Genomic DNA, 25,752 nt, shown 5'->3' with positions numbered 1-25,752 from the left:
AGTTGCCTGCAGGGCCCTTCCCTTCAGCGCACGGGCAGCTTGCTTTCGTACATGATCGCTCGTTGGCCGGGGACGACGAATACGACGGCGATCGCCCAGTCGCCTGAACGGTCGAGCGCGATCGGCTGCGCCGCGGCGTAGTGCGTCTTCGTGTATCCCTCGAAGACGTAAGGCGCCGCTTCGTCGGGCGCCGGCCGGAGCTCGTATTGCAAGCCGCCGCTCGCGCCCGGCGGAATGAGCGTGACGAGCACGAGCTCCGGCGGCTCGGTCGGGGCGCCGCCTGTCCCGTCGGGAACCCAAATATCGGCGGTGAGCGGCGTCGTCTCGCCCGCGACGGGCGTCGTCGCGTCGATCGTCATATGGGCGATGTCGCCCATGACGTGCCAGTGGAACGGCCCGGCCTTGTCGGCGGACGTCGCGGCAGTGGGAGGCGACGTCGTCGACAGCCAGCCAGCGACGGTGAACAGCGCGATCGCGAGCGCGACCTCGATACGGATGCCGGCGACGAGGCGGCGGTCGGTCGGGGCTTCCGGCCGGAGTCCCGGCAGGAGAACCCATCGATGGAACGCGCCGAGCGCAAGGACGAGCGCGAACAAGGCGAGCTTCGCGAGCAGAATGCCGCCGTACGTCGACGTCGTTAAGTCCGCGATCGACGGGAGCTGCGCGTTCGCGAGCAGTAGTCCCGAAGCAGCAGCGACGAGCATAAGCGGCAGCGCGGCTTTCGAGAACGCGCCGACGAGTTGCAGCGCGCCTTGGGTCGTCGTTCGCACTGCGGCGATGGCGATGCCGAGCAGACCGCCGTACCAGGCGGCAGCGGCGACGATATGCCCGGCGTGCGCGCCGAGCGCGAGGGCGCGGTTCGCCTCGGCCGCGGCGGCGTGGCCGGTCGCCGGGAACGTCCAGCTGAGCAGCGCGTACAGAACGGCAGAAAGCGCGATCGTCCACGGGCGGCCGCCTCGTCGCCAGGCGAGCGCCAGCATCGCGGCGGCGCAGCCGATCCGCGCGAGCGCGGCGGTGCCGACGCTCGTGCGCAGCCAGACGTCGCCGAAGGAGACGGCGTCCAGCTGCGACGACAGCAGAGCGGCGTGGAGCGTGCCGGTGAGCGCGAAGACGACGAAGGCGCTAGCTGCGGTGCGGCGCCGCCAGTCGTCGGCAGCCGGCGCTAAGCCGGCTGCGGCGGGAGCGGCGAACAGCAGCGCGCGGAACGCGAGCACGCCGCCTAGCGTCGCCAGCGTCAAGACGTCGACGATGCGCAGTAACGTGCGCAGCGTAGGGATCGGCAGAGAGCCGTACGCCGATTCGTGCGTGGCGTGATCGTGTTCGATCGCGGCGGATGCCGGGGCGTCGACGGCGGACGTCGGCGCGACCGGCTCATCCGCGGCTGCGCCGTCGGGCGCATCGTCGGAAGGAGCGTCTGCGACGACTCCGTCGCTCGGAGCGGACGGCTCGTCGGCGGCTTCCGGTCGATCGCCGCCTTCCGACTTGTCGCCGACGACGGGGGCGTCGGCGGGTGTCCGCGACGGAAGAGGCGGCTCGCTCGCAGTCGGCGGAGCATCGGGCGCGGTCGACGCGACCTGCTCGTCGGGCGCCTCCTCCGCAGGAGGCTGTGCTTGCGCAGGAGGCGTCGACGCAGCCGGCTCCTCCGTCGGCTTCGCAGGCGCTTCGACGGTCGGCGCCTCGCCGTCCAGCGAGACCGTCTCCTGCGGCCGCGACGACTCGAGCGGCGTTCCGACCGAGAAGCGGAACGAGCCGTCCGTCGTATGCGAATCGACCGACAGCACCTGCCACCGCACCCGGTAGACGCCATCCGCCAAGCCGTCCACGGCGAGTCGAAGCGTCTTCGAGCCGTCGGACGACAAGGCGCCGGGCATCTCGTTCCCGGCTTCGTCGAAGAGCGCGAGCGAGCTGACGCCGGCCTCGATCTCCTCCGTGAACGTCACGGAAATTTCGCTCGGAGGCGAGGACACGACGCTCTCCTGCTTCGGCGACGAAGCGGAGAGATACGCATGCGCCGCCGCGGGCGGGGCCGGCGCGAGCGTCCAGAACAGGCAGAGAAGCAAGAAGGCGATCGGGAGCGCCGACCGCCGAAATCTCATAAACATTAGTTCGCGTACAGGTGAACCGCCGCGGGAACCCCGCCCACGGCCGGGAAATATTCGACCGCGACGCCGGCCGCCTCCGCCGCCCTGCGCAGGCTCGCCTCGCCCGAAGCGTCGACGTTCCGGCTCGTCGCTTCGGCGAGCCACGCCGCATCGACGCGCAGCGCGCCGTCCGCGAGGCGCAAGCCGGACGCCGCGGCGTCGACTTCCTTGCCGTCGACGTACACCGTCGGCAGCCCCGAAGCGGGCTGGCCTTTCGGCGCGGCCGCGCGGCCGTTCTGCACGACGAACGTCATCGTCGCTTCGTAATTCGTCTTGTCGTATTTCCCCTCGACCTTCTCGTCCGTCGCCGGCTTCGCCCGCAGCAAGTAATAGTCGGCCGGACCGGCTTCGAACGTGACGTAACCGTCCGCGTCGGTCGTCAGCCGCTCCGCTTCCGACGTGCTGCGCCGTACGAGCGTCGCCTCGGCGCCCGCGAGCGGCTCTCCCTTGAGCATCAGCCGGGCCGACACCGTCCCCCCGGTCGTCTCCGCGGCCGGGTTCGACGCGGGCACCCACTCCGCGCGATCCGGGCTGACGACCTTGCCGAAGCCGCGCAGGTCTTGCACCCGGCGCAGCAGCGGCACGTCCGCCACGGCGACGAACGACTTGGCGCTGCGCAGCGTTCGGCTGGCGACGCCGCCGTGGGCGAAGATGCTGTCGCCTTCGACGGACACGATGTACGCGCCGGGCGTCAGGGCCGAGAACGAAGCGATGTAGCCGTTGTTGATCTTCGCGTTGTCGGACTCTACGACTTCCCCCGTGTAAAACGTCGTTCCGGTGACGTCGATCTTGTCGCCGGCGGGCGTGACGGCGTACGTCTTCGTCGTCTCCTCGTTCCAGTTGCCTTCGATGCGATAGCTGCCATGCTCGTTGCTGTGATTGCCGAACAGCAGCTCGACGTAGGCGACTTCGCCCGCGGCGACGATCGGCGACGTTTGCGACCATCCGTCGTGAGCGGACGCGATCGGCGCTGTCGAGAAGAGCGCGGCGGCGAGCGCGGCGGTGACCATTTTCTTCATAAAGTAACCCCTCCATAGAATCGATGAACGCACGAAGCGTTCGGAATAGCCTTAGTGTAGTACATCGGTTATAAGGAGGGGTATGACCCGTTCGGGCTATTCCTGTGACGGTTCTGTTACCGTTCGGTCACTCTTCGCGGACCCATCCGCGTTCCGCCGCGAGACGGGCGAGCTGAACACGGTTCTGCAGCTGGAGCTTATGAAGGATGCTCTTCAGGTGATTCTTGACCGTATGCTCGGACAGATGCAGCTCCTCGGAGACGGCGCGATTCGATCGGCCCTTCGCGACGAGTCGCAGCACCTCGGTCTCGCGCGCGGTCAGCGGCGGACGAGAAGGCGGCGCATCCGGAGACGTGACGGCCGGGGGCGACGCGGCGCCGAACTCCCGCAGAATGCGCGTCGCGAGCTCCTTGGACAGCGGCACCTCGTCCGACGCGACGGCGCGCAAATATTCGAGCCACGCCGACGGCTGCAGGTTTTTCAGTACATAGCCTTGCGCGCCGCGCTTGATCGCCTCGAAGAGATGCGCGACGTCGTCGGAGACGGTCGCCATGACGACCTTCGTCTCCGGGGCGAGCTCCTTGACGCGCTTCGTCGCTTCCAAACCGTCCATGCCCGGCAAGTTAATGTCCATGAGCACGAGATCGGGCGAGAGCTCGGCGACGAGACGCAAGGCGTCCTCGCCGCTGGCCGCAAGGCCGACGACCTCGAACGTCGGCTCGGCTTCCAATATGGTTTGGATGCCCAAGCGGGCGTCCTCGTGGTCGTCCACGATGACGATGCGAACCGAAGTCGCCACGCGCGAGTCGCTCATAAACCGGTCACTCCTTCCAAATCGTGAAGATCGTTCGTTCCGCCTCGCGTTCGAGCGCGAAGCGCCACCCCATCGCGGCGGCGCGCTCGCGCACGATCGAGAGGCCGTAGCGCCCGCGCCCGTCGCCCGTCGCCGCCTCGTTCGCGGCGTCCGGCCCGCGCCCGTCGTCCGCGACGGAGCACGTCCAGCCGCCGTCCGTCGCCTCGCTGCGCACGAACGCCGCGCGCGCGTCCGCATGCTTCTGTACGTTCGCGAGCGCTTCGCGCAGGCAGGCGTACAGCTCGACCTTCTCGCGAACGGACAGGGTCGCTTCGGGCAGACGCCAGTCGACTTGGACGTCGAGGCCGGCGTCCCCGGCTTCGGCGAACAGCCGGTGCAGCATCTCGGTCCACGGGAGCGACTGCGTCGCCGGGGCGAAGCGGAGGCTCGCGATCGCTTGCCGAACATAGTCGTTCACGCGATGCACGATCTGCCGGATCGACTCCGCCGCCGATCCGTCGCCGCTTTCGAGCCGGTCGGCCTTCACCGCCAGCAGGAACAGCGATTGCGCGATGCCGTCGTGCAGCTCCCGCGCGATCCGTTCGCGCTCCTCGAGCGTCGATTGGAGCTCGCGGGCCGCCTGCAGCTGGCGCTGCGAATGCTCGAGCATGCGGAACAGGGGCAGCGAGATCGCGAGCGTCGCGCCGAGCACAATGAAGGGGGCTAGAATGTTGCCAAGCTCCATTGAAAGGTAAGGGATATGGAATTCGTGACGAACGAATTCCCAGATGCCGATCGTCAGCGAAGGGACGATCAGGATGAGCCATTTGATTTGTCGATAGGTCAACGCGCGTTCATCTCCGACCTTAGCGTTTCCGCGATATTAGCAACTACAATACCACAACGAACGAGGGAAGGGGAGAACGGCGCAGGCCGGCCTCTCGCAAGGGAGGGCCGGCCCGCAGGCTATCTATGTGTAGGGTCTTCCTTCGTTCGGTAAAAGAACCAACAATCGTTCAGAAGACGGATTTGCCGCCGGTCCTTTTTCCGGTAAGCGCGCATCATCTGATTGAGAAGCCATTGCGGCAACGTGGCCAGCCCCTTTCCCTGGTTTGTTACCCATTATACGTAGGGGGCGCCCACGTCGTGCAGGTCCATCCCGATACGGCGCGCTTCTATTCGTACTCCTCTTCGTACCATTGCTCCAGCTGCGCCTGGAGGGCGCGAATTTCCGTCAGCAGCGAGACGAGCGGATAGCTTTTCTCCTGCACCGAAGCGAACGCTTGCTCGAGCTGGTTCATATACTCCAAGCCGCTTAGAGCGACGTAATCCTTGTTCACGATCTCCAGCGCATCGCACTCCGCGATCGCCTGGGGCAGGTTCGGCACGTTCTCCGCCGTCAGCTTGCCGATCTCCTTGTGCAGCCGCTGGTGCAGCGCGGTCAGCTGGTACGCGTGAGACGCGGGCATCTCGACGAATTCGAGCCGATCCCCGTAAAGCAGCACGTGATAACGCATGGTAGGCTTGGACACCTGGAATTCTCCCTCCGTAAACGCCGAACGGCGTTTTCCCAATTGTTCTACTTGACAGTGTAGCTTACTCATTCGGTACAATTCAAGGGACGGATCGAGAAGCGAGGCGGAATATGACGGACGAACAACTGCAGGCTTGGGTGGAAAAGGTTTCGATCGATTCCTTCGGATGGCCGTTCCGGCACAAGGCGACTTTCAATTCGCGGCTCCGGACGACCGGCGGCCGATACTTGCTGAGGACGCATAACATTGAAATCAACCGTAAACAATACGACACGTACGGGGCGGAAGAAACGGAGAAGATCATCAAACACGAGCTGTGCCATTATCATTTGCATCTGCAGCGGCGAGGATACAAACACGCGGACGACGACTTCAAGCGGCTGCTCGCGAAGGTCGGCGGATCCCGCTATTGCCAGGCGGTGCCGGGCGCGCGCGTCACCCTGCCGTACCGATACGTGCTGCGGTGCGTCGATTGCGCCATGCAGTATCCGCGGAAGCGGAAGACGGACCCGAGACGATATCGGTGTGGCAAATGCAGGGGGCGTTTACAACAGCTGCAACTTGACGAACACAAGGGGCCCGTGATAAATTAATGCATGTAACGTTCCCTGATAGCTCAGTTGGTAGAGCACTCGACTGTTAATCGAGTTGTCACAGGTTCGAGTCCTGTTCGGGGAGCCATTTTTATTTGGAGAGATACCCAAGTGGCTCAAGGGGACCCTCTGCTAAGGGGTTAGACTGTGTAAACGGTGCGAGGGTTCGAATCCCTCTCTCTCCGCCATTCAACGACAACGAACGGCCGTCCTTCGGGGCGGTCTTTTTTTTGTTTTCACGACGAAAAAATGAAAAAGGGGGCTTGCGCAACGGACAAGTACCTGCTATAATCATTTTTGTTGTCACAAAAACAAGGCCCGTTGGTCAAGGGGTTAAGACACCTCCCTTTCACGGAGGTAACAGGGGTTCGAATCCCCTACGGGTCACCATTGCATGAGCCATTAGCTCAGTCGGTAGAGCACCTGACTTTTAATCAGGGTGTCGAAGGTTCGAGTCCTTCATGGCTCACTTTTTTTCCTCATTATATATGTAGTTACGCGCGGTCGTGGTGGAACGGCAGACACGCTATCTTGAGGGGGTAGTGCCCACTGGGCGTGAGGGTTCAAATCCCTCCGACCGCATATCGCAGAAGGCCCTTACCGAAGTCATCGGTAAGGGCTTTTTGCATTTGTCGAACTGTCGCATTTTCCATGAATCTTCTCATGTTCAGAAATTGTATAGTAGAGTATTGTATAATTAGGCCCAGATGTGCTATGCGAGTCGGATTCGGTCTCGACTTAATCCGACAGCGTTGTAATTTTTTCTACATTCATTCCAAACTTGAAGTTAGTGCTAAAGACCTGTTTTTACTTTGCTCTTCACAATTGGCTTGCATATAATGAGATTGCGGTGGTTACGAATGAGTGACAAAATAAAAGTATTGCTTGCCACGGAAGGGACGTATCCGTTTCATCAAGGCGGCGTTAGCACTTGGTGCGACATCCTCATCCAAAAGATGCGTTCCGTGGATTACATCATCTTTAGCGTACTCATGAATCCATTCGTTACGCAGAAGTTCAGGCTATCGAATCAGGACGCTCTGATCAAGATGCCGTTGTGGGGGACGGAAGAACCGGCGGAGCATTTGGAGACGCCGTTTTCTCATATATATAAGCTAAAGAAGAGTACTTTGCCGGAGGATATCGGAAAACGTTTCATCCCCTTGTTCCGCGAGTTGATCCTTGAAATTCTAGCCCAGAGCAAAAATCCTGAACGCTTCGGCAGATTGCTCCTGCAGATGCATGAGTATTTCAAATATTACGAGTACAAAGCGACGTTCAAATCGGAACTCACTTGGAACGTATACAAGGAAATCATTCTCAAAGCCGCCGGAGACAAGGACAATCGATTGGGGCAACCGGACATCTTCGGCTTGAGCCAAAGTCTCGGTTGGGTTTATCGTTTCTTAAATATATTGAACACGCCGTTGCCGGAGGCGCATGTGACGCACTCCTCCGCTGCGGCGTTTTGCGGCATTCCATGCGTGCTGTCGAAGCTTGCGAACAATACGCCATACTTGTTGACCGAGCATGGCGTGTATTTGCGGGAGCAGTACTTGTCGTTATCGAGGAACGGATACTCTTCGTTCTTAAGCACTTTCTTGATTCGGTTGGTTCAATCCGTTACGACGCTGAACTACGCCTTCGCGGATCAAGTGTCGCCGGTTTGTCAGTACAATATGAGATGGGAGACCCGCTTCGGCGTTCCGCTGTCCCAAGTGAAGGTTATCTATAACGGCGTGGATCAACGGGTGTTCGCGGAAGCGGCCGGCGCTCCGCAACCTGTTCCGACCGTGGTGATGGTCGCGAGGATCGATCCGATCAAAGATATCATGACCTTCATGCATGCCGCGGCGTTGTTGAGGGAGCGAATGCCGGAGGCGAAGTTCGTCGTATACGGCTCGGTATCGGTCCCGCAATATTACGAACAATGTCTAGCGCTGAAGGAAGAACTGCAGCTCGGCAACAGCTTTATTTTCGCCGGACACACGAGCAATACTTCGGCGGCGTATCAGAGCGGCGACGTCATCGCCTTGTCGAGTATTTCCGAAGCGTTCCCGTACTCCGTCGTCGAAGGGATGATGACGGGAAAGCCGGTCGTCGCGACGGACGTCGGCGGCGTGAAGGAGGCGCTTGCGGATACGGGCGTGCTCGTACAGCCTCGGGACCCTCGGGCGATGGCGGATGGCTTCGAGAAGCTGCTGCGCAATCGGGAATTAGCCGTGGAGTTGGGACGGGAAGCCCGCCAACGCGCACTAAGCTTGTTTACATTGGATCGGGTGCTTGAGCTTCATTTCAAGAGTTATGTCAAACTCGCGGCGCGGGCGGAAGAACGGCTTCCGGCGGCCGCGGCGAGCGAAAGCGCAGAGCGGCCCGCGGCTCGGATATCGGTGGTCGCCGAGCAGAAAGCCTACATGGAGAAGGGATACGCGCTTGCGGCGCATGGCTTCGACCAGAAGGCGATCGCGTTATTCCAGAAGGCGTTGTGGATGCAGCCGGATTCCGTGCTGGCGCCGGTCTTGCTGGCAGAGATCGCGCAGGCGTTCAACCGGATCGGAGATCACGACCGTGCATTCCAAGAACTTTATAAGTATGAGGCCTACATGGAATTGGTGGCCGGCAAAAACAGGACGGCGTAAGAGCGTCGAGCGAGCCGCGGCAAACTGGAGGAGGGGATACCGTGATCAAGGTGACGAAGAGATCCTTATGGGGATATGAGCCGGATTCGGTAGAGCGCGCGGTGGCGCGCTTGAACGCCGACCACGAAGCGGCGTGCTCGGTACTCCGAAGCGAGCTCGATCGATTGAAGCGGGAACATACGGAGTTGGAGAAGACGGTCGCTCGGCTGCGGCGAGAGCTGGAAGCGCCGGATCGAGGCGAAGAAATGGCAAAGCAGCTGATGGAAGTGCATTTCGCGGCGACGGAGGACGTGTTGGAAGCGAAGAGGATGCGGGACCTATCGGCGGCGCGTATGAAGTCGGATGAAGCGGTCGTCGCGGAGAGACAGGAATCCGCCTTGTCCCGGATCAAAGCGGAACTGAGCGGGTGGCTCGAGGAGAAAGCGCAGACGGGAGGGGAGGAAGAGAGGCATGAGCGAATGGAAGCGGGAGACGAAACGCAAGCTGTTCGGCCTGCATCCCAGGAAGACGACGGACTTTATCAGAAAGCTTAAGCAATACCAGCAACAGTCCGTCGAGGAACTGCGCGATCAGGTGGAGTCGCAAGAGAAGCTGAACGCTGCGTTGAAGCGGGAAGCGGCGGTTCTCGAGGCGGAGCTCGCGGATCGACGACGGACGGACGCGCTGTACCAAGCGGCGGCGGAGCGTCTTGCGGCGAGTAAGAAGGCGATTCGCGCGTTGGGCGAAGCCGAGGCGAAATCGATCGGGGACCGGATGAAGGCGGAAGAAGAACGGCATCGGAAGCGCATAGAGCGCATCGAAGCGCAAAGCGCGCGTTACGAGGAGACGTTCCAATCGCTGCTCGAGGAGCTGAAAGAGCTTGTCCGCAAAGTCGGCAGGATGGATCGCGAGCTCGATACGATCGAGGAGGAAGGCGTCGATCCGTCGGCCGAGGATTCGGCGGGAGCTTCGTTCTACGAGGTTGCGGCCACCAAGGTTCAGGAGGAGCGAGACGCTGATCAAGCGTCGTTGCTCGAAGAAGATGCGGACGAGGCGCCGACTCCGGCGGAGCTTCATGAAGAGGAATTGGAGGCGCTCCAAAGACGGGCGAAGGTGATTCAATTCAAGCTTCGCAAGATCGTAGAGGAACGGAAGACGGAGACGGAAGGTTCGGAGGCGGCGGAGGACGCAGCGGGTACGGATCGTCTCAAGCCGGCGGCCCGGGAAGACGACCGTCGCGAAGCGCAGACGAAGGCGGAGCCGGCGGTCGAAGCGCTCGAACTCGAACGCCGCGAAGCGGCGGATCTCGCGGAGAGGCGGGAGTCGGAGCACGCCCGCGCAAGCCGCGAAGACACTCGGGAAAACTTGGAGTTGGCCGCCGTGTCGTCCTGGGGGGCGTCCGCTCCGGTCGCACCGCCCTCGAAGCGAACTCCGGCACGCAAGAACGAAATGCGTCGTGCGTCTCGATCGCCTGCGAAGCCATCCGGCTTCTGGGGCGATATGAATGAGTATTTAGACGTCGGGGACACCGCGGAGGCGGCGGGCGACGATCGCGAGGAGATCGTGAGCGACGGAGGTTTCGAGCGGAAATCGGACTTTTTCGATATGCCTTCATCCCCCGCCGATGCGCCTTCTCGCAGGTCGGAAACCGCTTCTCTCCCTTCGCCTCCCCCGGATCGCGTCATCGCCGCTTCTCCGAGACGGCCGTCGCCCGGGGAGGAGCCAAGTCGGGAAAGCCCAGCGCTGACGGAAGAAATTTTATCGATTCGAAATCGCTACATCGTCGGCAAGCTGGCGGGCGAAACGCTGCACGGCTACGACGGCAGGGTAATCGTTAACAAAAACCAACGCATTACGCCGGCGATCGTACAGGAGGCGGATAAGGAAGGGAAGCTGCCGGAGCTTATTATCCATATGATCGTTCCTATCGAGGGCGGGGAAGTATGATCGTCGAATTCGAATCGCGCGCCGAGCTGTTCGACCGCATCGTAGGGGATGTGCAAAAGCGGAACATGTTCCCGGAGGATCGTTACGAGGTCGCCGCTTTATTGGAATCGATGGGTTGGAATGACGGCCGGGTCGGAGATAAATTCGGGATGCACGACGTGTTCGAGCTGGCCGACGCGATCTGGGAGCAAATCCAGCAACGCGTCGTCGTCACCCCGTTCGAGCCCCCTCCGAAGCGGGATCTGAAGTACATGATCGTCGAACTGTCCAAGAGCTTCTTACGAGGCGTAATCTTCGCCTTGCCGATGGCGATATCGGTGTTATCGATGCTGACGTTGAAGTTCTCTCTTTGGTCGTACGAGTTTCTTAGCGTCGAGCTGGCGACGTGCATCGCGATCGGTACGATTCTTAGCTTTATTGTGGTCGGCGGGTACACGCAAGCGATCGCTCGAAGGGGCTTCTTTTACTTATTTCAAGGGTATTACAACATGGGGCGGAAGGTCACCTTCAAGTTTATTCGGCTGGGTTATATCACTTGTCTGATTACCTGCGTCTTGATTTACGGATTTAACCTGGTGTTTAACATCTTCCCGTCGAACATGTTTATCTATATCGTTTTGTATTTTTTCTTTCTCACGTCGATCTGGCTGTCCGTGACGGTCATGTATATTTTACGAAGAGAACTGACGTTTACCGGATTAATCATTTTAGGCATTATTCTCGTCTATATATTGATGAGTTATACGCCGCTGGATATCATATTCTCCCAGTTGATTTCGATCTTTTTCGTATCCGTCGTCGGCATGGTCTTAGTCGTGCACTACTTTCGATTGGCGGAGCGGAAAGAGGAGAAGGGCATCGCTCCGCAGCTGCCGCGAATGTCGATTACCATTTACTCGGTCATGCCGTATTTCTTATATGGCTTCCTGTACTTTTACTTCTTGTTCGTCGATCGGATCAATGCATGGTCGGCGCACGAGTGGTATATGCCGTATTTCATCTGGTTTCGGGGCGAATACGAGCTGGGATTGGATTTTGCGCTGTTGGCGCTAATGATTCCGCTCGGCGTCAGCGAGGTCATCGTGCATAAGCTGATGCTGGATATGGAGGATGCGCAGAAGCGCTACTGGGGCTCCGAGACGGAGTCGATGAACCGGCATTTCCTCAAAGTGTATTACAAGATGATGGCCGTCATCGTAACGGCGTCCGTCGCGAGCGGCGCGGTCGTTTGGAAGGGCCTGTTCATGGCTAACGAAAAATATATCGAGTTTGCAGGAAAACCGTTAATTCGGGAAGATACCGTGACGGAATTCGTCTTCATCGTATCCGTGGCGTCCTATGTGATCCTTGCCGTCGCGCTCATGAACGCGGTCATTCTGTTTTCGCTGTCCCGAGCGGACTTGGTCAATCGGTCGATCCTCCCGGCGGTCGGGGCGAACATGACGGTCGGCTTCCTGCTTAGCCGGTGGTTCGAATACCATTTTGCCATCTTCGGTCTATTGGTCGGTTCCATCATCTTCGCGACGTTAACGGTAATACAGATGCTACGGGTTCTCAAGAAGCTGGATTATTACTTATACGCGGCGAATTAGCGAGAGAAGAAGGAGGAGGGCGACATGTACGACGGCATTCTGAATCAGCTGTTCCATATGGGACACTACGTATTCGCCTTCTGGCTTCTTCTGATTCTCGTGCCGAAATTCATTTTCTCGCCGTCATCCCCGGATAAGCTGGAGCGGATCGTCTCGAATGCCATGCGAATGACGTTCCTCTATATCGTGATCGCATACGTATTAGTCGTAACCAAGCTGTTCGAGGTGTTGTCGATTCTCGCAGTACTTACGTTCTTAATTCTCCGATCGTACGTGCTGCCGAAGCATCGAAGCAAACGCGGCGACGCGTTGACGGAACTTGGCGCGAAGTTTTACGATTTCCTCGAAATCGCGTTCCGTATGAAGCTCGGGTGGAAATATTTACGGGGCAAACGCGTGTTCACGGACAAGCGTGTTCGCCTGCCGAAGACGACGTTCACGGCCGCAGCTGCCGGCGTGCTAACGATCGCCGTGTTCGGCATGTCGGGCTTCGTGCGGCTGTACGACGCATTCACGAGCGCCGCGCCTTCGATGTCGGACGGAGCCGTCATTCTGGCCTGGACGAAATATATTAGCATGCGCGAGCTGTTCCATGACGGCGTCTACCCGCAAGGCATGTTTATCATGATGTCGTATCTGCAAAAATTCGCCGCGATCAATGCGATCTACGTGCTGAAGTATACGGGCGGTGTCAACACATTGCTGATCGTATTCGGTCTGTACTTCATGATATCGCGCCTGACCGGAGGCCGCTGGGCCGCGCTTGCGGGAGCGGCTGCGTACGGACTGGCCGGCACCGCGCTGCACGGAGGCGATTGGGAACGTCAGGCGGCGACGATCCCGCAGGAATATGCGCTGTTATTTCTATTGCCGACGTTGTACTTCTTCTTCCGGTACTTCGAGAACGGCTCGAAACACGCGCTATGGGCAGGCGCCGCGGGCTGCGCCGTCATGGGCCTGTCGCACACGATCGCGTTCGCGTACGGCGGGTTGGGGCTAGGAATCTTGATGCTGCTGGGGCTGACGGCGGGAGAGGAAGGGAGAAGACGGTTTTGGACGGGCGCGATCGCCGGCGTCGCTTGCGTCATCGTGTCGATCGTCCCCCTCGCGTATGGCCTGATCATCGGGAAGTCGTTCCACGGCTCGTCGTCGAGCTTCTTAGCGGAGACGGCGAAGATCGATCCCCCGCCCCTCAACGGTTGGGATTACGCCGGGCTCGCCTGCATCGCCGCCCTTGCCCTATGGAGCTTGGTCGCGCCCCGCGGCGAACGAAGGGTCTATCGGTTCGCAACGTTGTTCGGGTTGGCTTGTTTCATGCTTTACGCTTACGGCGGACCGGTCAGTCAAAGCGTCGTCCTGGCCACGCGAAGCGAGAGCGTCTGGACCGTAGCAACCTGTCTGGCGTTCGGCATCGTATGGTACGCCGTCTGGAAGGCGGTGTTGCCGGACGAGGGCCGCATCGCGGCTGCCGTTCACGTCGTCTCGTGCGCGGCGATCGTCGGCGGCCTCGGGTTCGCCGGCGGACTGAAGCCGATTATCCCGTATAAGATGATGTGGGACAGCTCGGCGACGCAATACGTCTCGATCGCGAAGCGGCATCTGCCGATGACCTGGGTCGTGTACTCGCAAAGCGAAGGGTATTCTCTCACTTACGGTACCGGCGTACACGATTACATCGGTACGTTGATCAAGGATTTCGATCCCAGGAAGTTTCCGCTGACCCGGACCGACGAGACGGAGCCGGACGGCAACATCGCATACCACATTTATATCATCGAGGAAAAACAAGTGTACCGTCACGATCCTCGACTAAGCATTTATAATGCGCTGGCCCCGGAATACGAACGCAAGGAACGGGAGTACCGCGAGCTTCGACAGTGGCTGGCATTGTATCAAGAGTATAACGGGGACTTGAAGACCTTCTACGAAGACGATGTGATCAAGGTGCATTACATCTTCCGGGGCACCGATCAAGAAGCTAACGACGAGTTGATATGGGCGAAGCCGGAATTTAGCGAACTGCTGGATAATTTATTGCAATGAGTACATGCGTACCTGGAGGAATCGGCGTCGTGAATCCCAAGTCGATCTTAATACTTATCCCTGCTTACAACGAGGAATTGAATATTGCGGGCGTGCTGCAGGAGCTGCTGGCGATGAGGCTGGACGCCGATATCCTCGTCGTGAACGACGGATCGACGGACCGGACGAAAGAAGTCGCATCCGCGTTCCCGGTTACGGTCCTCTCCCATCCGTGCAACTTAGGGTACGGCGCCGCGCTGCAAACCGGTTTCCGGTACGCGCAGCGCCGGGGTTACGCATACTGTCTGCAATTCGACGCGGACGGGCAGCATGACGCCTTAGACGTGCCGGGGATGATCGAAGCCGTCCGACGGGACGACGCCGATATCGTCATCGGCTCCAGGTTTCTGGATCGCGAAAGCGGAATGAAGATGGGCGCGATGAAGACCATCGCGATCGCGTTCTTCCGAGGGTTGATTTACCGGACGACCGGGAAGAAAATATCCGACCCGACCTCCGGGTTCAAGGGAATCTCTCATGCCCTCTTCTCTCAATATGCCAAGCAGCAGGAATTCCCGTCCGATTTTCCCGATGCCGACATTCTGATCCGAACGCTGCTGCAGCAATTCCAGATTAAGGAGATTCCGGTGCGGATGCGCCCCCGGGAGTTAGGCGTGAGCATGCATAGCGGGCTGAAGCCAGTCATGTACATGTTGAAGGTATTGCTGAGCGTGCTGATCGTTTTATTGAACGATAAGTTGTCCAGAGGCAGGAGGGCCGTATGAGCTTAATCGCCAAGCTGTTCGTGTTTTTCTCTGGGCTTGTTTTCACCTTCATCGTGTTGAACCTATTATTGAAACGGAAAATTAACGAACGGAATTCGATCGTCTGGTTTCTCGGCGCCGGATCGATCCTGCTCGTTTCCGCCAATCCCGGCTGGTTGGATTGGGTCGCCGCAAGAGTCGGCATTCAGTATCCGCCCTCCTTGCTGTTTTTGTTCTCCAACCTAATCTTATTGCTCTTGGTGCTGCATCAATCAACCCAAATCTCGGCCTTGAACGAAAAGTTGAAGCAACTGGCGCAGCATATCTCGATCTCGGAGCAAGCCGGCAAGAAGGAAGAGGACTAGCGGAGATTTTCGCGAAAAGGGAGGGGGGAGCATGATGCCGTCCATGACGCTGTCGATCGTCGTCATGCTCCTGGCGGCGATGTTCGCGATGGCGGGCCTATACGTCGCTGAGCGGCGGAAGAAAGCGCGGCTGAAAGCGCAGTGGAGCTCCGCGAGACGGGCTTTGGAGCGAATCCAACCGCTCGCGGGCGTGGAGAACAACTTGGATGTCCTGCTCGAAGCGTTCTCCCATTCGACAGAAGCGTCGATGTACGCTTTCTATCTGCTGCAACCGGAGAAGAAGCAATATACGTTGAGGGCGTTAAGACATAGCAAGTCGAATATCGGCCAGGCTTCGCCGTCATACAGCGGACTTGCGCCGTACTCCGCCCAGCCGTATCTGCCTCCGACGTCGCTTCCTGCGGATGCCGGCATGCCCGAAGGCGCAAGATGGATCGAGGAAAACGGAACCGCCTTGCTGCACATCTCGCTCCAAGGCGGCGGGATCCTGCGCGCCGGGCCGAGAAAGAAGCGTTCGGGCCGTCCGGAGACGACGGTTGGGGAGACGGTCGGCTGGTTTGCGCCGGTCGTGTCCTGGCTGGTGCAAGTCGAAGCGTCGATGCGCAGCGAGGAGGCGGCTCGCAAATCCGAGGCATCCTGGAGAAGGTTGCTCCTGCTCGTCGCGGAGCCCGAAACCGTCGTCGACCAAGCGTTCCGCGTCGCGATGGATGTCATGGAGCTGACGGGCGGGGAGCTCGTTCCCGCGGCGGACGATGCGTTGCAAGGCGAGGCGACGGTGTCGCTGGATCGGGAAGACGGCCGCGCGGTCTTCGCGTGCCGGTATCGGACCTCGTCGGGGCCGGTCGAGCGCATCTTCCGGTCGCTCTCCGGACGAGGCGTCATGGACGACCGACGGATTGCGGATTGCTTACGAACGGCTTGCTTGCAGGCGGAAGCGTTCCTTGCCGCGGCGGCCGGCAACCGCGCGACGCGCTCGGAGCGCGTCCTGTTATTAAAGCGGCTCGCTTCGCTATACGACGCGATGAGCCCGTGGAAGACGGGGCATGCGGAGCAGATGAGCCGATACGCGACCGTCATCGCCCGAGAGCTCGGTCTTTCGGTCGAAGAGGTGCAGGAGATCGCGACGGCGGCTTGGATCGCCAATATCGGGGAAGGGGCGCTTGAGCCGGGCTTAATGACGAAGGATGGGCGGTTCACGGATGACGAGTACGATCGAATGAAGTCCCATGCGGAGCTCGGCGCGGCGATGGCGGAGATGACGCTGGGCGAAAAAGGGAGCATCGCGGATGCGATTCGGCATCACCACGAACGCGTGGACGGACGAGGGTATCCGTCCGGGTTGAAGGGCTCGGCGATCCCGCTCGGCGCTCGCATCATTGCCGTCGTCCAGACGTTCTTGGCCGCGGTGCATGGCCGGAAGCATCGCGAGCCTCTCGCTTTCGGAGAAGCGCTGGGAAGGCTTGAAGCCGCGGCGGGCACGATGCTGGATCCGGAAATCGTCGGCGCCTTCGTCGACTGGTTCTCGCGTAAGCGCGCCGATGCGGGAGAAGCGATGGAGCCGCTCGGCGTCTGCTGGGAGATGCATTGCACGCCGTCGTCTTTATGCGAAGTTTGTCCCGTGTACGGACAACGGGAGAAGCCGTGTTGGACTTACGAAAACCAGGCATGCGCTTCGCATGGAAAGTCCTGCAAGCAATGCTTCGTCTATACGGAGGCGGCAGAACGTTCAAGGGGGAGTGCGAAGAAGTGAATCATCGGACACATTCGAACGGTTGGCTGCGAGTCGCCGCCCTGACGGCCGCTCTCGCGCTTTCCGGTTGTTCCGTTACGCTGGTGTACGACGATGCGCCGAGTCCGCTCCTCCAGCCGGAGTCGGAGTACCCCTTGTCGAACGAGATCGTTCACTTGTACGTGACGGTGCTTCCGCAAGACAAGGGCAAGGGCGAACGATACGGTTACACATTCGACGAGACGAACGCGATGGGACGAGCCGATATCTTGTCGAAGGATCCGCTCTTCGATGTCATCGTCCGGGAAGGAACGAGCGAAGGTCCTCCGGAAGAGGAAGTTTCGGAGCCGTCGACCGAGGCGAACGCCACGCTTGAGCTGCGCGGCAACATGGCGCTGAACGACGTACAGAAATCTTATAAGATTCGGCTGGACGACGATACCGAGCTGTGGCAAGGGCAAAACACGTTGAATTTGAACAAGCATTACCGCGATTTGACGCGCGTGCGCAATAAGCTCAGCTACGATTATTTCGCCATGATTCCGGATTTGGTCAGCTTGAGGACCCAATTCGTGCATCTGCACGTGAAGGATGAAAGCGACGGAGTCCAGGGCGGAGACTTCGAAGACTATGGGTTATACACGCATGTAGAAGAAGTGAACGAGACGTTATTGGCGTCAAGAAAACTTGACCCTTACGGGCAACTCTATAAGGCGGTCGGGTTCGGCTTCTTCCGGTACGAGGATCAGCTGAAGCTCGTCACCGACCCCACGTACGACGAGGCCGCGTTCGAATCCGTGTTGGAGGTGGAGGGCAGCCAAGATCATCGGAAGCTGATCTCCATGCTGGATGCGGTTAACGATCCGACGACCGATTTCGTTCGCGTCTTCGACAAATATTTCGATCGCGACAATTATTTCACCTGGATGGCCGTAAACATTCTGTTCGGCAATCTGGATACGTTCACCTTCAATTATTATATTTACAGTCCTTCGAACTCGCAGCGCTGGTATTTCATCCCATGGGATTACGATCGGACGTTCCGAAACTTCGAGTGGTTCGGCGGCAGCAAACAGCCGATGGATCCTTGGAAGGCGGGGTTGTCGAACTGGTGGGGCGTGAAGCTGCATCAGAGAGTCATTCAAACCCCTGAGCTGATGGAAGGCTTACAGTCAAAGATCGAGGCGCTGGGGGGAATCGTTACCGAGGAACGGACCCGGGAGCTCTTGAACGGGTATTATAACGCCGTAAAACCGATTGTGACGCAAGGGTCGGACGCGGCGGCGTTCCCGAAGGAGATCGGACAGTTCGACGAGGAGTTTGAAAGGGTAGCCGGGATGCCGGCTTTCTACAAACACCAATTTTACGAGCTGCTCGAGAAGCCGATGCCGGTATTCGTGGCGACTCCCTCGGCGAACGAAGGCAAATTGCGATTCGTATGGGATTCATCCTACGACGTGCAAGGGGACGCGATCGCTTACGACTTCGAAATCGGGACGGATCCGCATCTTTCGAATCCGATCGTATCCGTCCTGGGTTTATCGGATACGACGTACGAGGTCGATCCTCCCGCCCCCGGGACCTATTACGTCCGGGTTACGGTGAAGGACGCCGCGGGCCATACTCAAGTGTCCTACGGCGCGGTAATTGGCGAAGACGGGGCATACATCTTCGGCGTGAACGAGTTCACCGTCGAATAACGAGGAGGACTCGGCGTGCAGCACGAGTTTAAGAAGTTGAGACACGAGCTGAAATATTACATTCACATCTCCGAGTATTACGCACTGCGAAACCGGCTGTCGGCGTTCATGTCGCTGGATCGGAACGCCCAAAGTCCGGAGGGATATCATATTCGCAGCTTGTATTTCAGCGATCAACAGGAAACGGCGTTGCTCGAGAAAAATTACGGCGTCATACAGCGGAAGAAATATCGGATCCGCATTTATAATCACAGCGACAAAGTGATTAAGCTGGAGCGGAAAAGCCGATTCGGCGAATTGGTATCGAAAGAATCCGCCTCGTTGTCGTTGCCGGAATACCGGGCGATCTTGGAGGGAGCATTCGACGCTACGGCCAATCGGAAGGAACCGGTGATGCAGCAGTGGAATACGGCGCTGCAGGTGCACCGTCTGAAGCCGGACATCATCGTGGATTATACGAGAGAAGCATATACGTCGGAGCCCGGGGAAGTTCGTCTCACGTTCGATAAATCGTTGTCGGCCGTCGTCGATACGCACGATATCTTCGAGCGGGAGGCGGCGACGGCGACGGTTCTTCACTCGCCGCGGCTGATCATGGAAGTCAAGTATAACGATTTTCTGCCGGGTTACATTGCGGAGGCGCTTCGCTTGCGAACGCACCAGCGAGCGGCGATTTCCAAATACGTGTTGTGCAGAGAGGCCGTAAAACCGGCGCTTCGATAGAAGTCGGAGTCCGCAAGGGTAAGGGATGGGGAAAGGGCGGGGCGCGATGACGAATACGATTAATTTCCAGGATATCGTGAAGGAATCGTTTTTAAATGTGGGTCAGTTTACGCCGGTGTCTCTCATGAACGTGGGGATCGGGCTGGCGGTGTCGTTGGTCGTGGGAATCTTTATTTATTTCGTGTACAAGAAGTCGTTCCGCGGAGTCGTCTACCATCACAGCTTTAACGTAACGTTAGTGCTTATGACGATGATTACGAGCTTGATCATCATGACGATCAGTACGAACATCATTTTGTCGCTGGGCATGGTCGGCGCATTGAGCATCGTGCGCTTCCGTACGGCGATCAAGGACCCGATGGATATCGTCTTTATGTTCTGGGCGATCTCCGCGGGGATCGCGAACGGCGCAGGCGTGTACGCGGTCGGCGTCGGTGGATCGGCCGTGCTGGCCGTCACCGTGCTGTTGCTGACGCGGGTCAAGTTCAAGGATTCCGCCTACCTGCTCATCATCCATCATACGGAGCAGGCGACGGAGACGGTCGATAAGACGCTGGACGGGATTAAGCACGTATTGAAGTCCAAGACGATTCGCCGGGATCATATCGAGGTCGTCGCGGAAGTGAAAATCCGGGGCTCCCAGACGACGATCGTCAACGACTTGTCGGGGTTAGAAGGCATTAAAGACGTATCCTTGGTGAGCTACAACGGGGATTACGCGCCGTGACGCCCGGATGGTTCGATCGCTGGCGCGGGAAGGCCGCCGAAGACGAGCGCAAGTTCATGATATATTACGGACATATGGACGACGAAAAGACGGAGGCGTTATCGCGCTTCGATCTGGTCGTCGTCGAGCCGCTCCATTGGACCGCGGATCGAGTCGACAGGCTAAAGCGAACGGGCACGAAAGTGATCGGTTATCTATCGGTCATGGAGTGGGCCGCTTGGAACGTCCCGCGCGGGGACGCGCTGCGGACCGCGGACTATTATCGGCCGGCAGGCGAGAAGCTGCACCTGCCGCAATGGGATGCGTATCTGATGGATATTCGCGAGAAGCATTATCAGAACGTTCTATTCGACGAACTCGAACAACGAATCGTTGCCAAGGGCATGGACGGTGCGTTCCTGGACACCGTCGGGGACATCGAGGAACGGGTAGAGTCGCCCGTGGATCGGGCCGAGATGATGCATGCGTACTTGGCATGGCTGTCCGAGTTGCGCGCCAGGCATCCGGCTTTGTGGACGATGCAAAATCGCGGATTCGAACTCATCGGCAACGCTTCAAGGGACGTCGACGCTTTCCTGTGGGAGGACTGGAGGGCGGAATGGGCGGCCGATCCTTGGGGCAAACGCCAGTTGGCGATGCTGCAATCGTTGCGGGAGAACGGTCTCGAGCTGTTCGCCGTGAGCGGGCGGCCGGGAGCTGAGGGCGACAGGAAGGCGGCAAAACGCCAGGGCATGACGTATTTATCGAGACATGACGAATATTCTATCTGGGTAGAGGCTCATCTTGAGTAAGGGAGGGGGCGGCGCATGAGGCTCTTGTCGATCCAAGGGATATCCTTCGAGATCGCGTTCGATTACGCGGTTACGGTCGCGGGCGGCATCGTCTTGCTGTGCGCGCTCGTGCTGCTGTATATCCGGAAACTTCGCATCGATTTGAGGAAGCTGTCTAGCGTGCAGAGGCAGCTCGATAAAATACGGTCGCAGCCGAACTTCGATCAAAAGATGACGGTCGTATTGGAGGAACTCGGCGGCCAGTTCAGCGCATTAACATATGCGTTCTATATCCGCGACGAGCGGTTCGATAAGTTTATGCTGCGGGCGACGCGGTTCCGTTCGGGAAGCGGCCCCGGCGCATCGACGCAAAGCGCGTTGATCTCCTCGCCGGCGGATGCGTATCAGCCGGCGATGACGGCGTCGAATTTATTTCTGACGAGCAAAATCGAGGTCGTGAAGGAAGGGGAAGTGCCGCTGCTCGTTCTCCCGATCAGCGGCAAGGGGATGATCCGGATCGGTCCGATCCATCGCGTATCCCGACGGGAGAAGCGACGGTTGAAGCGGTGGATGGACTTCGTCCGTCCGATGGTGGAAGAGATGATCGAGGCGGAGCAAGTGAAGGAGCAATCGAACATCGCGATGGCGTCGAAGAACGCGATCGTAAATATCAGCAAGATCGCGTTGGAAGTCGATGTCGCCCTCGAAACCGTTTTGCCGTTTTGCGTGAACACGCTCAAGTTTTCCGGAGGCTGCCTAGTGCATGCGGCGGGCGGCGAATATCGGGTGATCGGGAAGACCGGGCCGTTCAAGGAGCTAGCGGATCGGCTGGAGACGGATGAGGAGACTTTGTTCGCATATAGAGCCTTGTCCGAGCAGGAAGCCGTGCATTACGTACGGGAACCGATACCTTCATATTTCCAGGAGGAGGGCATCAAGCAGGTGCTGCTCGTATCGACAGGGCCGCATTATTTCGTCTTTTGGAACAAGGCCGAGAAAGAGAAGCGTTGGATCAGTCTGTATTTCGAAACCTTAGTCGAAAATTATTCCAGGTTCGCCGCCGAGCAAGGCGCCTATCTTCGCGGCACGGGCGCTTACGTCCCGCTGCTGCAAGCGTTGGCTCGCTTGCTTGACGACCTGAGTCCGAACACGATCGGATACTCCGAGCTGCTCAGTCGATACAGCATCGTGATCGCAAGGGAGATGGGACTGTCCACGGGGGAAATCCGAGACGTGGCGATCGCGGCGTACCTCGCCCACATCGGGACGATCGCGTTGTCCAGCGATCTGTTTCAGAAGGAGGGCCAGTATACGGACGCCGAGTTCGAACTGATGAAGCTTCATGCCGAGGTCAGCGCCTTGATCGTCTCGTTCGCGACCGGCAACGAGCGGGCGGCCTCGTATATTCGCCATCACCACGAACGAATGGACGGGAACGGGTATCCCGCAGGGCTGAAAGGGGCGGAAATACCGGCGGGCGCGCGCATCATCGCCGTCGTTCAGACGTTCCTCGCCAAGATCAACGGTCGTAATTATCGGGATCCGATGTCGTTCAATCAGTCGCTTCAAACGCTTCGCTCCGCCAGCGGCCAGCAGCTCGACGCCGATATGGTGAACGTCTTTATCGATTGGTACCAAGACAAGCGCAGAAGTCAGATCGATGCGAAGAAGGCGCTCGGCGCCTGCAGCGAGATGTGCTGCGTGCCGGAGACGATCTGCCGCACTTGCCCGGCTTACGGGAGAACGGATAAAAACTGCTGGGAGACGGAAGGGGTATTATGCGCGGCGCATGGCAAAACATGCGACTCCTGCTTCGTCAAGACAGAGTACGTTTCCAGAAAAAGCGTATCGGTGGTATAATCGACCGTATTCCGAACGTTGGGAAAGAAGGCGCGATTCGCGGGATGAAGATCGTCTATTTGGTATTAGTTTCCTCCTTGCTTAGCACGCTCGGGAATTTGCTCTGGAAGTGGCAATTTTCGAAGCACCCTCTGGACCTCTCGTCGATCGCCTCGATCGCCGGGACGTTCATGTCGTGGAAAGTGCTGTTGGGAGGGTTGGGATACTTTTGCTCGATGGTACTTTTCTTTTATTTGCTATCCAATTACAGGATGTCCGTGATTATTCCGTTGCAATCGATCACGTATCTCTTAAACTTGGCCGTGGCGGTCGCATTGTTTAAGGAGAAGATGTCGTTAGGTCAAGCGCTCGGCACGGCCATCATCATGATCGGCATCGTCGTCCTGCTGCGGGCGAACGATACGGCCGCGGCGGCGGCCGGATGAGCCGGATCGGACGGCTTTCGCGAAAGATCCTTGAGGAGTCGTAGCGGGTTCGCCTCGGGAAAGGCCGAAACTTACCAAACGTTCCGACTTTACTTTTAGCCGTCCATCCGGTATATTAATTTTTGTCGCCTCACTTCCTCGGAAGGCGATGCAAGCGAATCGAATATGCGGTCGTGGTGGAACGGCAGACACGCTATCTTGAGGGGGTAGTGCCCACTGGGCGTGAGGGTTCAAATCCCTCCGACCGCACCATACATACCAACTAACGGGAATCCGACCAAGCGTCGGGTTCTTTTTTTGTTTTCCAAACGAAAAATACGATATAGACAAACGGCGGCGCCTGATTTAGGATAAATGTTAGAAACGAACATTTTGTTGTTTTACTATTACATTTTTCGAAAAAGGAGTTTTCCCCTATGTCGCCCAAAGCGAGAATGAACCGCATGTTCAGTCCGGCCGGCAAGTGCTTCGACGTCGCGGTGGATCACGGCTTCTTCAACGAATCCTCGTTCCTCTCTTCGATCGAAAACATGGAGTCGGCGATTCGGACGATCGTCGACGCGGGTCCCGATTGCATCCAGCTGAGCGTCGGGCAGGCGAAGTTTCTGCAGAATCTCTCGGGCAAGCAGAAGCCGGGGCTCGTGCTGCGCACGGATGCGGCGAACATCTACGGCACGACCCTGCCGCGCTTTCTCTTCAGCGAAATTATCGACGGCGCGGTCGAGCATGCGGTGCGCCTCGACGCGGTGGCGGTGTGCGTGAATCTGCTGCTGCTGCCGAACCAGCCGGAGCTCCATTACCAATGCGTGAAGAACGTGATGAAGCTGAAGTCGGACTGCGAGAAATACGGCATGGTGCTGATGGTGGAGCCGCTCGTCATGCTGCCGAACGAGGCGAAGGGCGGGTACATGGTGGACGGGGACATTCAGAAAATTATGCCGCTCGTCCGTCAAGCGGTCGAGCTCGGCGCGGACGTCATTAAGGCCGACCCGTGCGACGACGTAGACGAGTACCATCGCGTCGTCGAGGTCGCCGGCGATGTGCCCGTGCTCGTGCGCGGCGGCGGCCGCGCGTCCGACGAAGAGATTGTAAACCGGACGGTGAAGCTGATGGAGCAAGGCGCCTCGGGCATCGTCTACGGCCGCAACGTCATTCAGCATCCGCATCCGGACCGAATGACGAAGGCGCTCATGCATATCGTGCACGAAGGCGCGTCGGCGGACGCGGCGCTCGCGATGCTCGGGGGTGAGGCGTAATGGCGGGCGAAGGTTCGAAAAAGGTCATCCGATTCGGCGTCATCGGTTGCGGCCTCATGGGGAAGGAGTTCGCGAGCGCCGCCGCGCGGTGGTGCCATCTGACCGGCGTCGACTTCGAACCGCGCATTACGGCGGTGTGCGATGCGAACCCGGCGGCGGCGGCTTGGTTCGAGTCGGCGGTGCCGAGCGTGGAACGGTCTTACGCGGATTATCGGGAGCTGCTGGCCGACCCGAACGTGGACGCGGTCTATTGCGCGGTGCCGCATCACCTGCACGCGCAGCTGTACATCGATATTATCCGGGCCGGGAAGCATCTGCTCGGGGAGAAGCCGTTCGGCATCGACGCGGCCGCGAACGCGGCGATTATGGAAGCGTTGTCGGAGCATCCGGAGGTCGTCGTGCGGTGCTCTTCGGAGTTCCCGTTTTTCCCGGGGGCGATGCAGCTCACCGAGTGGGTGCGCGAAGGGCGGTTCGGGCGTATAATCGAGGTGGAAGCCGGATTTTGGCATTCGAGCGATCTGGATCCGAACAAGCCGATCAATTGGAAGCGGCGCATCGCGACGAACGGCGAATACGGCTGCATGGGCGATCTCGGCATGCATGTGCTGCATCTGCCGCTCCGGTACGGCTGGAAGCCGAAGAGCGTCCGCGCGCTGCTCTCGAAGATCGTGGAGGAGCGTCCCGACGGCAAGGGCGGCCTGGCGCCGTGCGAGACGTGGGACAACGCGATTCTCGCGTGCGACGTGGAGACGGCGGATCAGGCGTTCCCGATGGTGCTGTCGACGAAGCGCATCGCCCCCGGGCATGCCAATACATGGTTTCTGCGCATACAAGGGACGGAGCTGTCGGCGGAGTTTACGACGAAGTATCCGAAGCAGGTCGCGTCGCTGCCGTATACGCCGGGAGCCTCGCAGGCATGGCACGTGGCGGACGCGCCGTACAAATCGGCGTACGGGACGATTACCGGGGGCATTTTCGAATTCGGCTTCTCGGATTCGATTTTGCAGATGTGGGCGGCGTTTTGCGACGAAGTCGCGAACGGGCCGGACCGGCTGACGCAGCCGTTCCGCTGCGCGACGCCGGAAGAAGCGGCCGGCAGCCACCGCGTGTTCACGGCGGCGCTGGCGTCGCAGCGAACGGGAGAGACGATCGCCATAAACTGGGGGGAGTAAA

At 59.1% G+C, this 25,752-nt stretch carries 23 protein-coding genes and 6 tRNA genes; 23 read left to right on the top strand and 6 right to left on the bottom strand.

All coding sequences use genetic code 11. The features are described from left to right. Positions 1 to 23 precede the first annotated feature (23 nt). From RIN49_RS14085 to RIN49_RS14060, 6 genes are all read right to left on the bottom strand, one after another. Positions 24 to 2,096, bottom strand: a complete 2,073-nt coding sequence (locus RIN49_RS14085; protein WP_309120800.1) for a copper resistance CopC/CopD family protein — start codon at positions 2,094 to 2,096, stop codon at positions 24 to 26. A gap of 5 nt (positions 2,097 to 2,101) precedes the next feature. Then, positions 2,102 to 3,160, bottom strand: a complete 1,059-nt coding sequence (locus tag RIN49_RS14080; RefSeq protein ID WP_309120799.1) for a DUF4198 domain-containing protein — start codon at positions 3,158 to 3,160, stop codon at positions 2,102 to 2,104. 127 nt (positions 3,161 to 3,287) lie between these two features. Continuing rightward, positions 3,288 to 3,974, bottom strand: a complete 687-nt coding sequence (locus RIN49_RS14075; protein WP_309120798.1) for a response regulator — start codon at positions 3,972 to 3,974, stop codon at positions 3,288 to 3,290. A 7-nt stretch (positions 3,975 to 3,981) separates the two neighbouring features. Then, positions 3,982 to 4,800 carry a sensor histidine kinase gene (locus RIN49_RS14070; RefSeq protein ID WP_309120797.1) on the bottom strand — a complete coding sequence of 273 codons (819 nt, stop codon included), beginning with the start codon at positions 4,798 to 4,800 and terminating at the stop codon, positions 3,982 to 3,984. 119 nt (positions 4,801 to 4,919) lie between these two features. Then, a complete protein-coding gene (cmpA, locus tag RIN49_RS14065) occupies positions 4,920 to 5,042 on the bottom strand; it encodes a cortex morphogenetic protein CmpA (protein ID WP_309120796.1) in 123 nt (40 codons plus the stop codon). A gap of 86 nt (positions 5,043 to 5,128) precedes the next feature. Then, complete coding sequence (locus RIN49_RS14060; protein WP_309120855.1) at positions 5,129 to 5,470, bottom strand: hydrolase/acyltransferase; 342 nt, start codon at positions 5,468 to 5,470, stop codon at positions 5,129 to 5,131. 128 nt (positions 5,471 to 5,598) lie between these two features. Between RIN49_RS14060 and RIN49_RS14055 the strand changes: the two genes are divergently transcribed. The 23 genes from RIN49_RS14055 (at position 5,599) to RIN49_RS13945 (ending at position 25,751) form a co-directional block, all read left to right on the top strand. After that, on the top strand, positions 5,599 to 6,081 hold the full coding sequence (locus RIN49_RS14055; RefSeq protein ID WP_309120795.1) for a SprT family protein: 483 nt from the start codon (positions 5,599 to 5,601) through the stop codon (positions 6,079 to 6,081). Between the two features lie 12 nt (positions 6,082 to 6,093). After that, positions 6,094 to 6,169, top strand: a tRNA-Asn gene (locus RIN49_RS14050). A gap of 9 nt (positions 6,170 to 6,178) precedes the next feature. Then, positions 6,179 to 6,269, top strand: a tRNA-Ser gene (locus RIN49_RS14045). Between the two features lie 127 nt (positions 6,270 to 6,396). After that, positions 6,397 to 6,471, top strand: a tRNA-Glu gene (locus RIN49_RS14040). Positions 6,472 to 6,477: 6 nt separating this feature from the next. Next, positions 6,478 to 6,550, top strand: a tRNA-Lys gene (locus RIN49_RS14035). Positions 6,551 to 6,581: 31 nt separating this feature from the next. Then, positions 6,582 to 6,663: transfer RNA gene (locus RIN49_RS14030), tRNA-Leu, on the top strand. A 278-nt stretch (positions 6,664 to 6,941) separates the two neighbouring features. Then, positions 6,942 to 8,720 (top strand): GT4 family glycosyltransferase PelF, encoded by a 1,779-nt coding sequence (pelF, locus tag RIN49_RS14025; protein ID WP_309120794.1) that lies wholly within the window; start codon positions 6,942 to 6,944, stop codon positions 8,718 to 8,720. 41 nt (positions 8,721 to 8,761) lie between these two features. Continuing rightward, complete coding sequence (locus RIN49_RS14020) at positions 8,762 to 9,253, top strand: hypothetical protein (protein ID WP_309120793.1); 492 nt, start codon at positions 8,762 to 8,764, stop codon at positions 9,251 to 9,253. Next, positions 9,171 to 10,646, top strand: coding sequence for a hypothetical protein (locus tag RIN49_RS14015; protein WP_309120792.1), 1,476 nt, complete (start codon positions 9,171 to 9,173; stop codon positions 10,644 to 10,646). The genes RIN49_RS14020 and RIN49_RS14015 overlap by 83 nt, the downstream gene beginning before the upstream one ends. After that, positions 10,643 to 12,238: a hypothetical protein gene (locus RIN49_RS14010; protein ID WP_309120791.1), complete on the top strand. Its 1,596-nt coding sequence runs from the start codon at positions 10,643 to 10,645 to the stop codon at positions 12,236 to 12,238. The genes RIN49_RS14015 and RIN49_RS14010 overlap by 4 nt, the downstream gene beginning before the upstream one ends. A 24-nt stretch (positions 12,239 to 12,262) precedes the next feature. Next, the gene (locus RIN49_RS14005; RefSeq protein WP_309120790.1) at positions 12,263 to 14,281 is read left to right on the top strand and encodes a hypothetical protein; all 2,019 of its coding nucleotides are present in this window, start codon (positions 12,263 to 12,265) and stop codon (positions 14,279 to 14,281) included. 29 nt (positions 14,282 to 14,310) lie between these two features. Next, a complete protein-coding gene (locus tag RIN49_RS14000) occupies positions 14,311 to 15,045 on the top strand; it encodes a glycosyltransferase family 2 protein (RefSeq protein WP_309120789.1) in 735 nt (244 codons plus the stop codon). After that, positions 15,042 to 15,389, top strand: a complete 348-nt coding sequence (locus RIN49_RS13995) for a DUF2304 domain-containing protein (RefSeq protein ID WP_309120788.1) — start codon at positions 15,042 to 15,044, stop codon at positions 15,387 to 15,389. Before RIN49_RS14000 ends, RIN49_RS13995 begins: the two co-directional genes overlap by 4 nt. A 31-nt stretch (positions 15,390 to 15,420) precedes the next feature. Then, on the top strand, positions 15,421 to 17,139 hold the full coding sequence (locus RIN49_RS13990) for an HD-GYP domain-containing protein (protein ID WP_309120787.1): 1,719 nt from the start codon (positions 15,421 to 15,423) through the stop codon (positions 17,137 to 17,139). Continuing rightward, positions 17,136 to 18,818: a CotH kinase family protein gene (locus RIN49_RS13985; RefSeq protein WP_309120786.1), complete on the top strand. Its 1,683-nt coding sequence runs from the start codon at positions 17,136 to 17,138 to the stop codon at positions 18,816 to 18,818. Before RIN49_RS13990 ends, RIN49_RS13985 begins: the two co-directional genes overlap by 4 nt. A gap of 15 nt (positions 18,819 to 18,833) precedes the next feature. Then, a complete protein-coding gene (locus RIN49_RS13980) occupies positions 18,834 to 19,541 on the top strand; it encodes a polyphosphate polymerase domain-containing protein (RefSeq protein ID WP_309120785.1) in 708 nt (235 codons plus the stop codon). 46 nt (positions 19,542 to 19,587) lie between these two features. Next, complete coding sequence (locus tag RIN49_RS13975; protein WP_309120784.1) at positions 19,588 to 20,268, top strand: DUF4956 domain-containing protein; 681 nt, start codon at positions 19,588 to 19,590, stop codon at positions 20,266 to 20,268. Beyond that, the gene (locus tag RIN49_RS13970; RefSeq protein ID WP_309120783.1) at positions 20,265 to 21,059 is read left to right on the top strand and encodes an endo alpha-1,4 polygalactosaminidase; all 795 of its coding nucleotides are present in this window, start codon (positions 20,265 to 20,267) and stop codon (positions 21,057 to 21,059) included. Before RIN49_RS13975 ends, RIN49_RS13970 begins: the two co-directional genes overlap by 4 nt. Before the next feature lie 15 nt (positions 21,060 to 21,074). Further along, the gene (locus RIN49_RS13965; RefSeq protein ID WP_309120782.1) at positions 21,075 to 22,898 is read left to right on the top strand and encodes an HD-GYP domain-containing protein; all 1,824 of its coding nucleotides are present in this window, start codon (positions 21,075 to 21,077) and stop codon (positions 22,896 to 22,898) included. Between the two features lie 44 nt (positions 22,899 to 22,942). Then, on the top strand, positions 22,943 to 23,323 hold the full coding sequence (locus RIN49_RS13960) for an EamA family transporter (protein ID WP_309120781.1): 381 nt from the start codon (positions 22,943 to 22,945) through the stop codon (positions 23,321 to 23,323). 167 nt (positions 23,324 to 23,490) lie between these two features. Then, positions 23,491 to 23,575: transfer RNA gene (locus RIN49_RS13955), tRNA-Leu, on the top strand. A gap of 164 nt (positions 23,576 to 23,739) precedes the next feature. Further along, positions 23,740 to 24,579 (top strand): class I fructose-bisphosphate aldolase, encoded by an 840-nt coding sequence (locus tag RIN49_RS13950; protein ID WP_309120780.1) that lies wholly within the window; start codon positions 23,740 to 23,742, stop codon positions 24,577 to 24,579. Next, positions 24,579 to 25,751 carry a Gfo/Idh/MocA family protein gene (locus tag RIN49_RS13945; protein WP_309120779.1) on the top strand — a complete coding sequence of 391 codons (1,173 nt, stop codon included), beginning with the start codon at positions 24,579 to 24,581 and terminating at the stop codon, positions 25,749 to 25,751. Before RIN49_RS13950 ends, RIN49_RS13945 begins: the two co-directional genes overlap by 1 nt. Position 25,752: the final 1 nt, after the last annotated feature.

It is taken from the genome of Paenibacillus sp. (assembly GCF_031177825.1).
Classification (GTDB): domain Bacteria; phylum Bacillota; class Bacilli; order Paenibacillales; family YIM-B00363; genus Paenibacillus_AE.
Note: the sequence above shows the minus strand (reverse complement) of the source record. Positions and strands in the feature narration are given on the sequence as shown.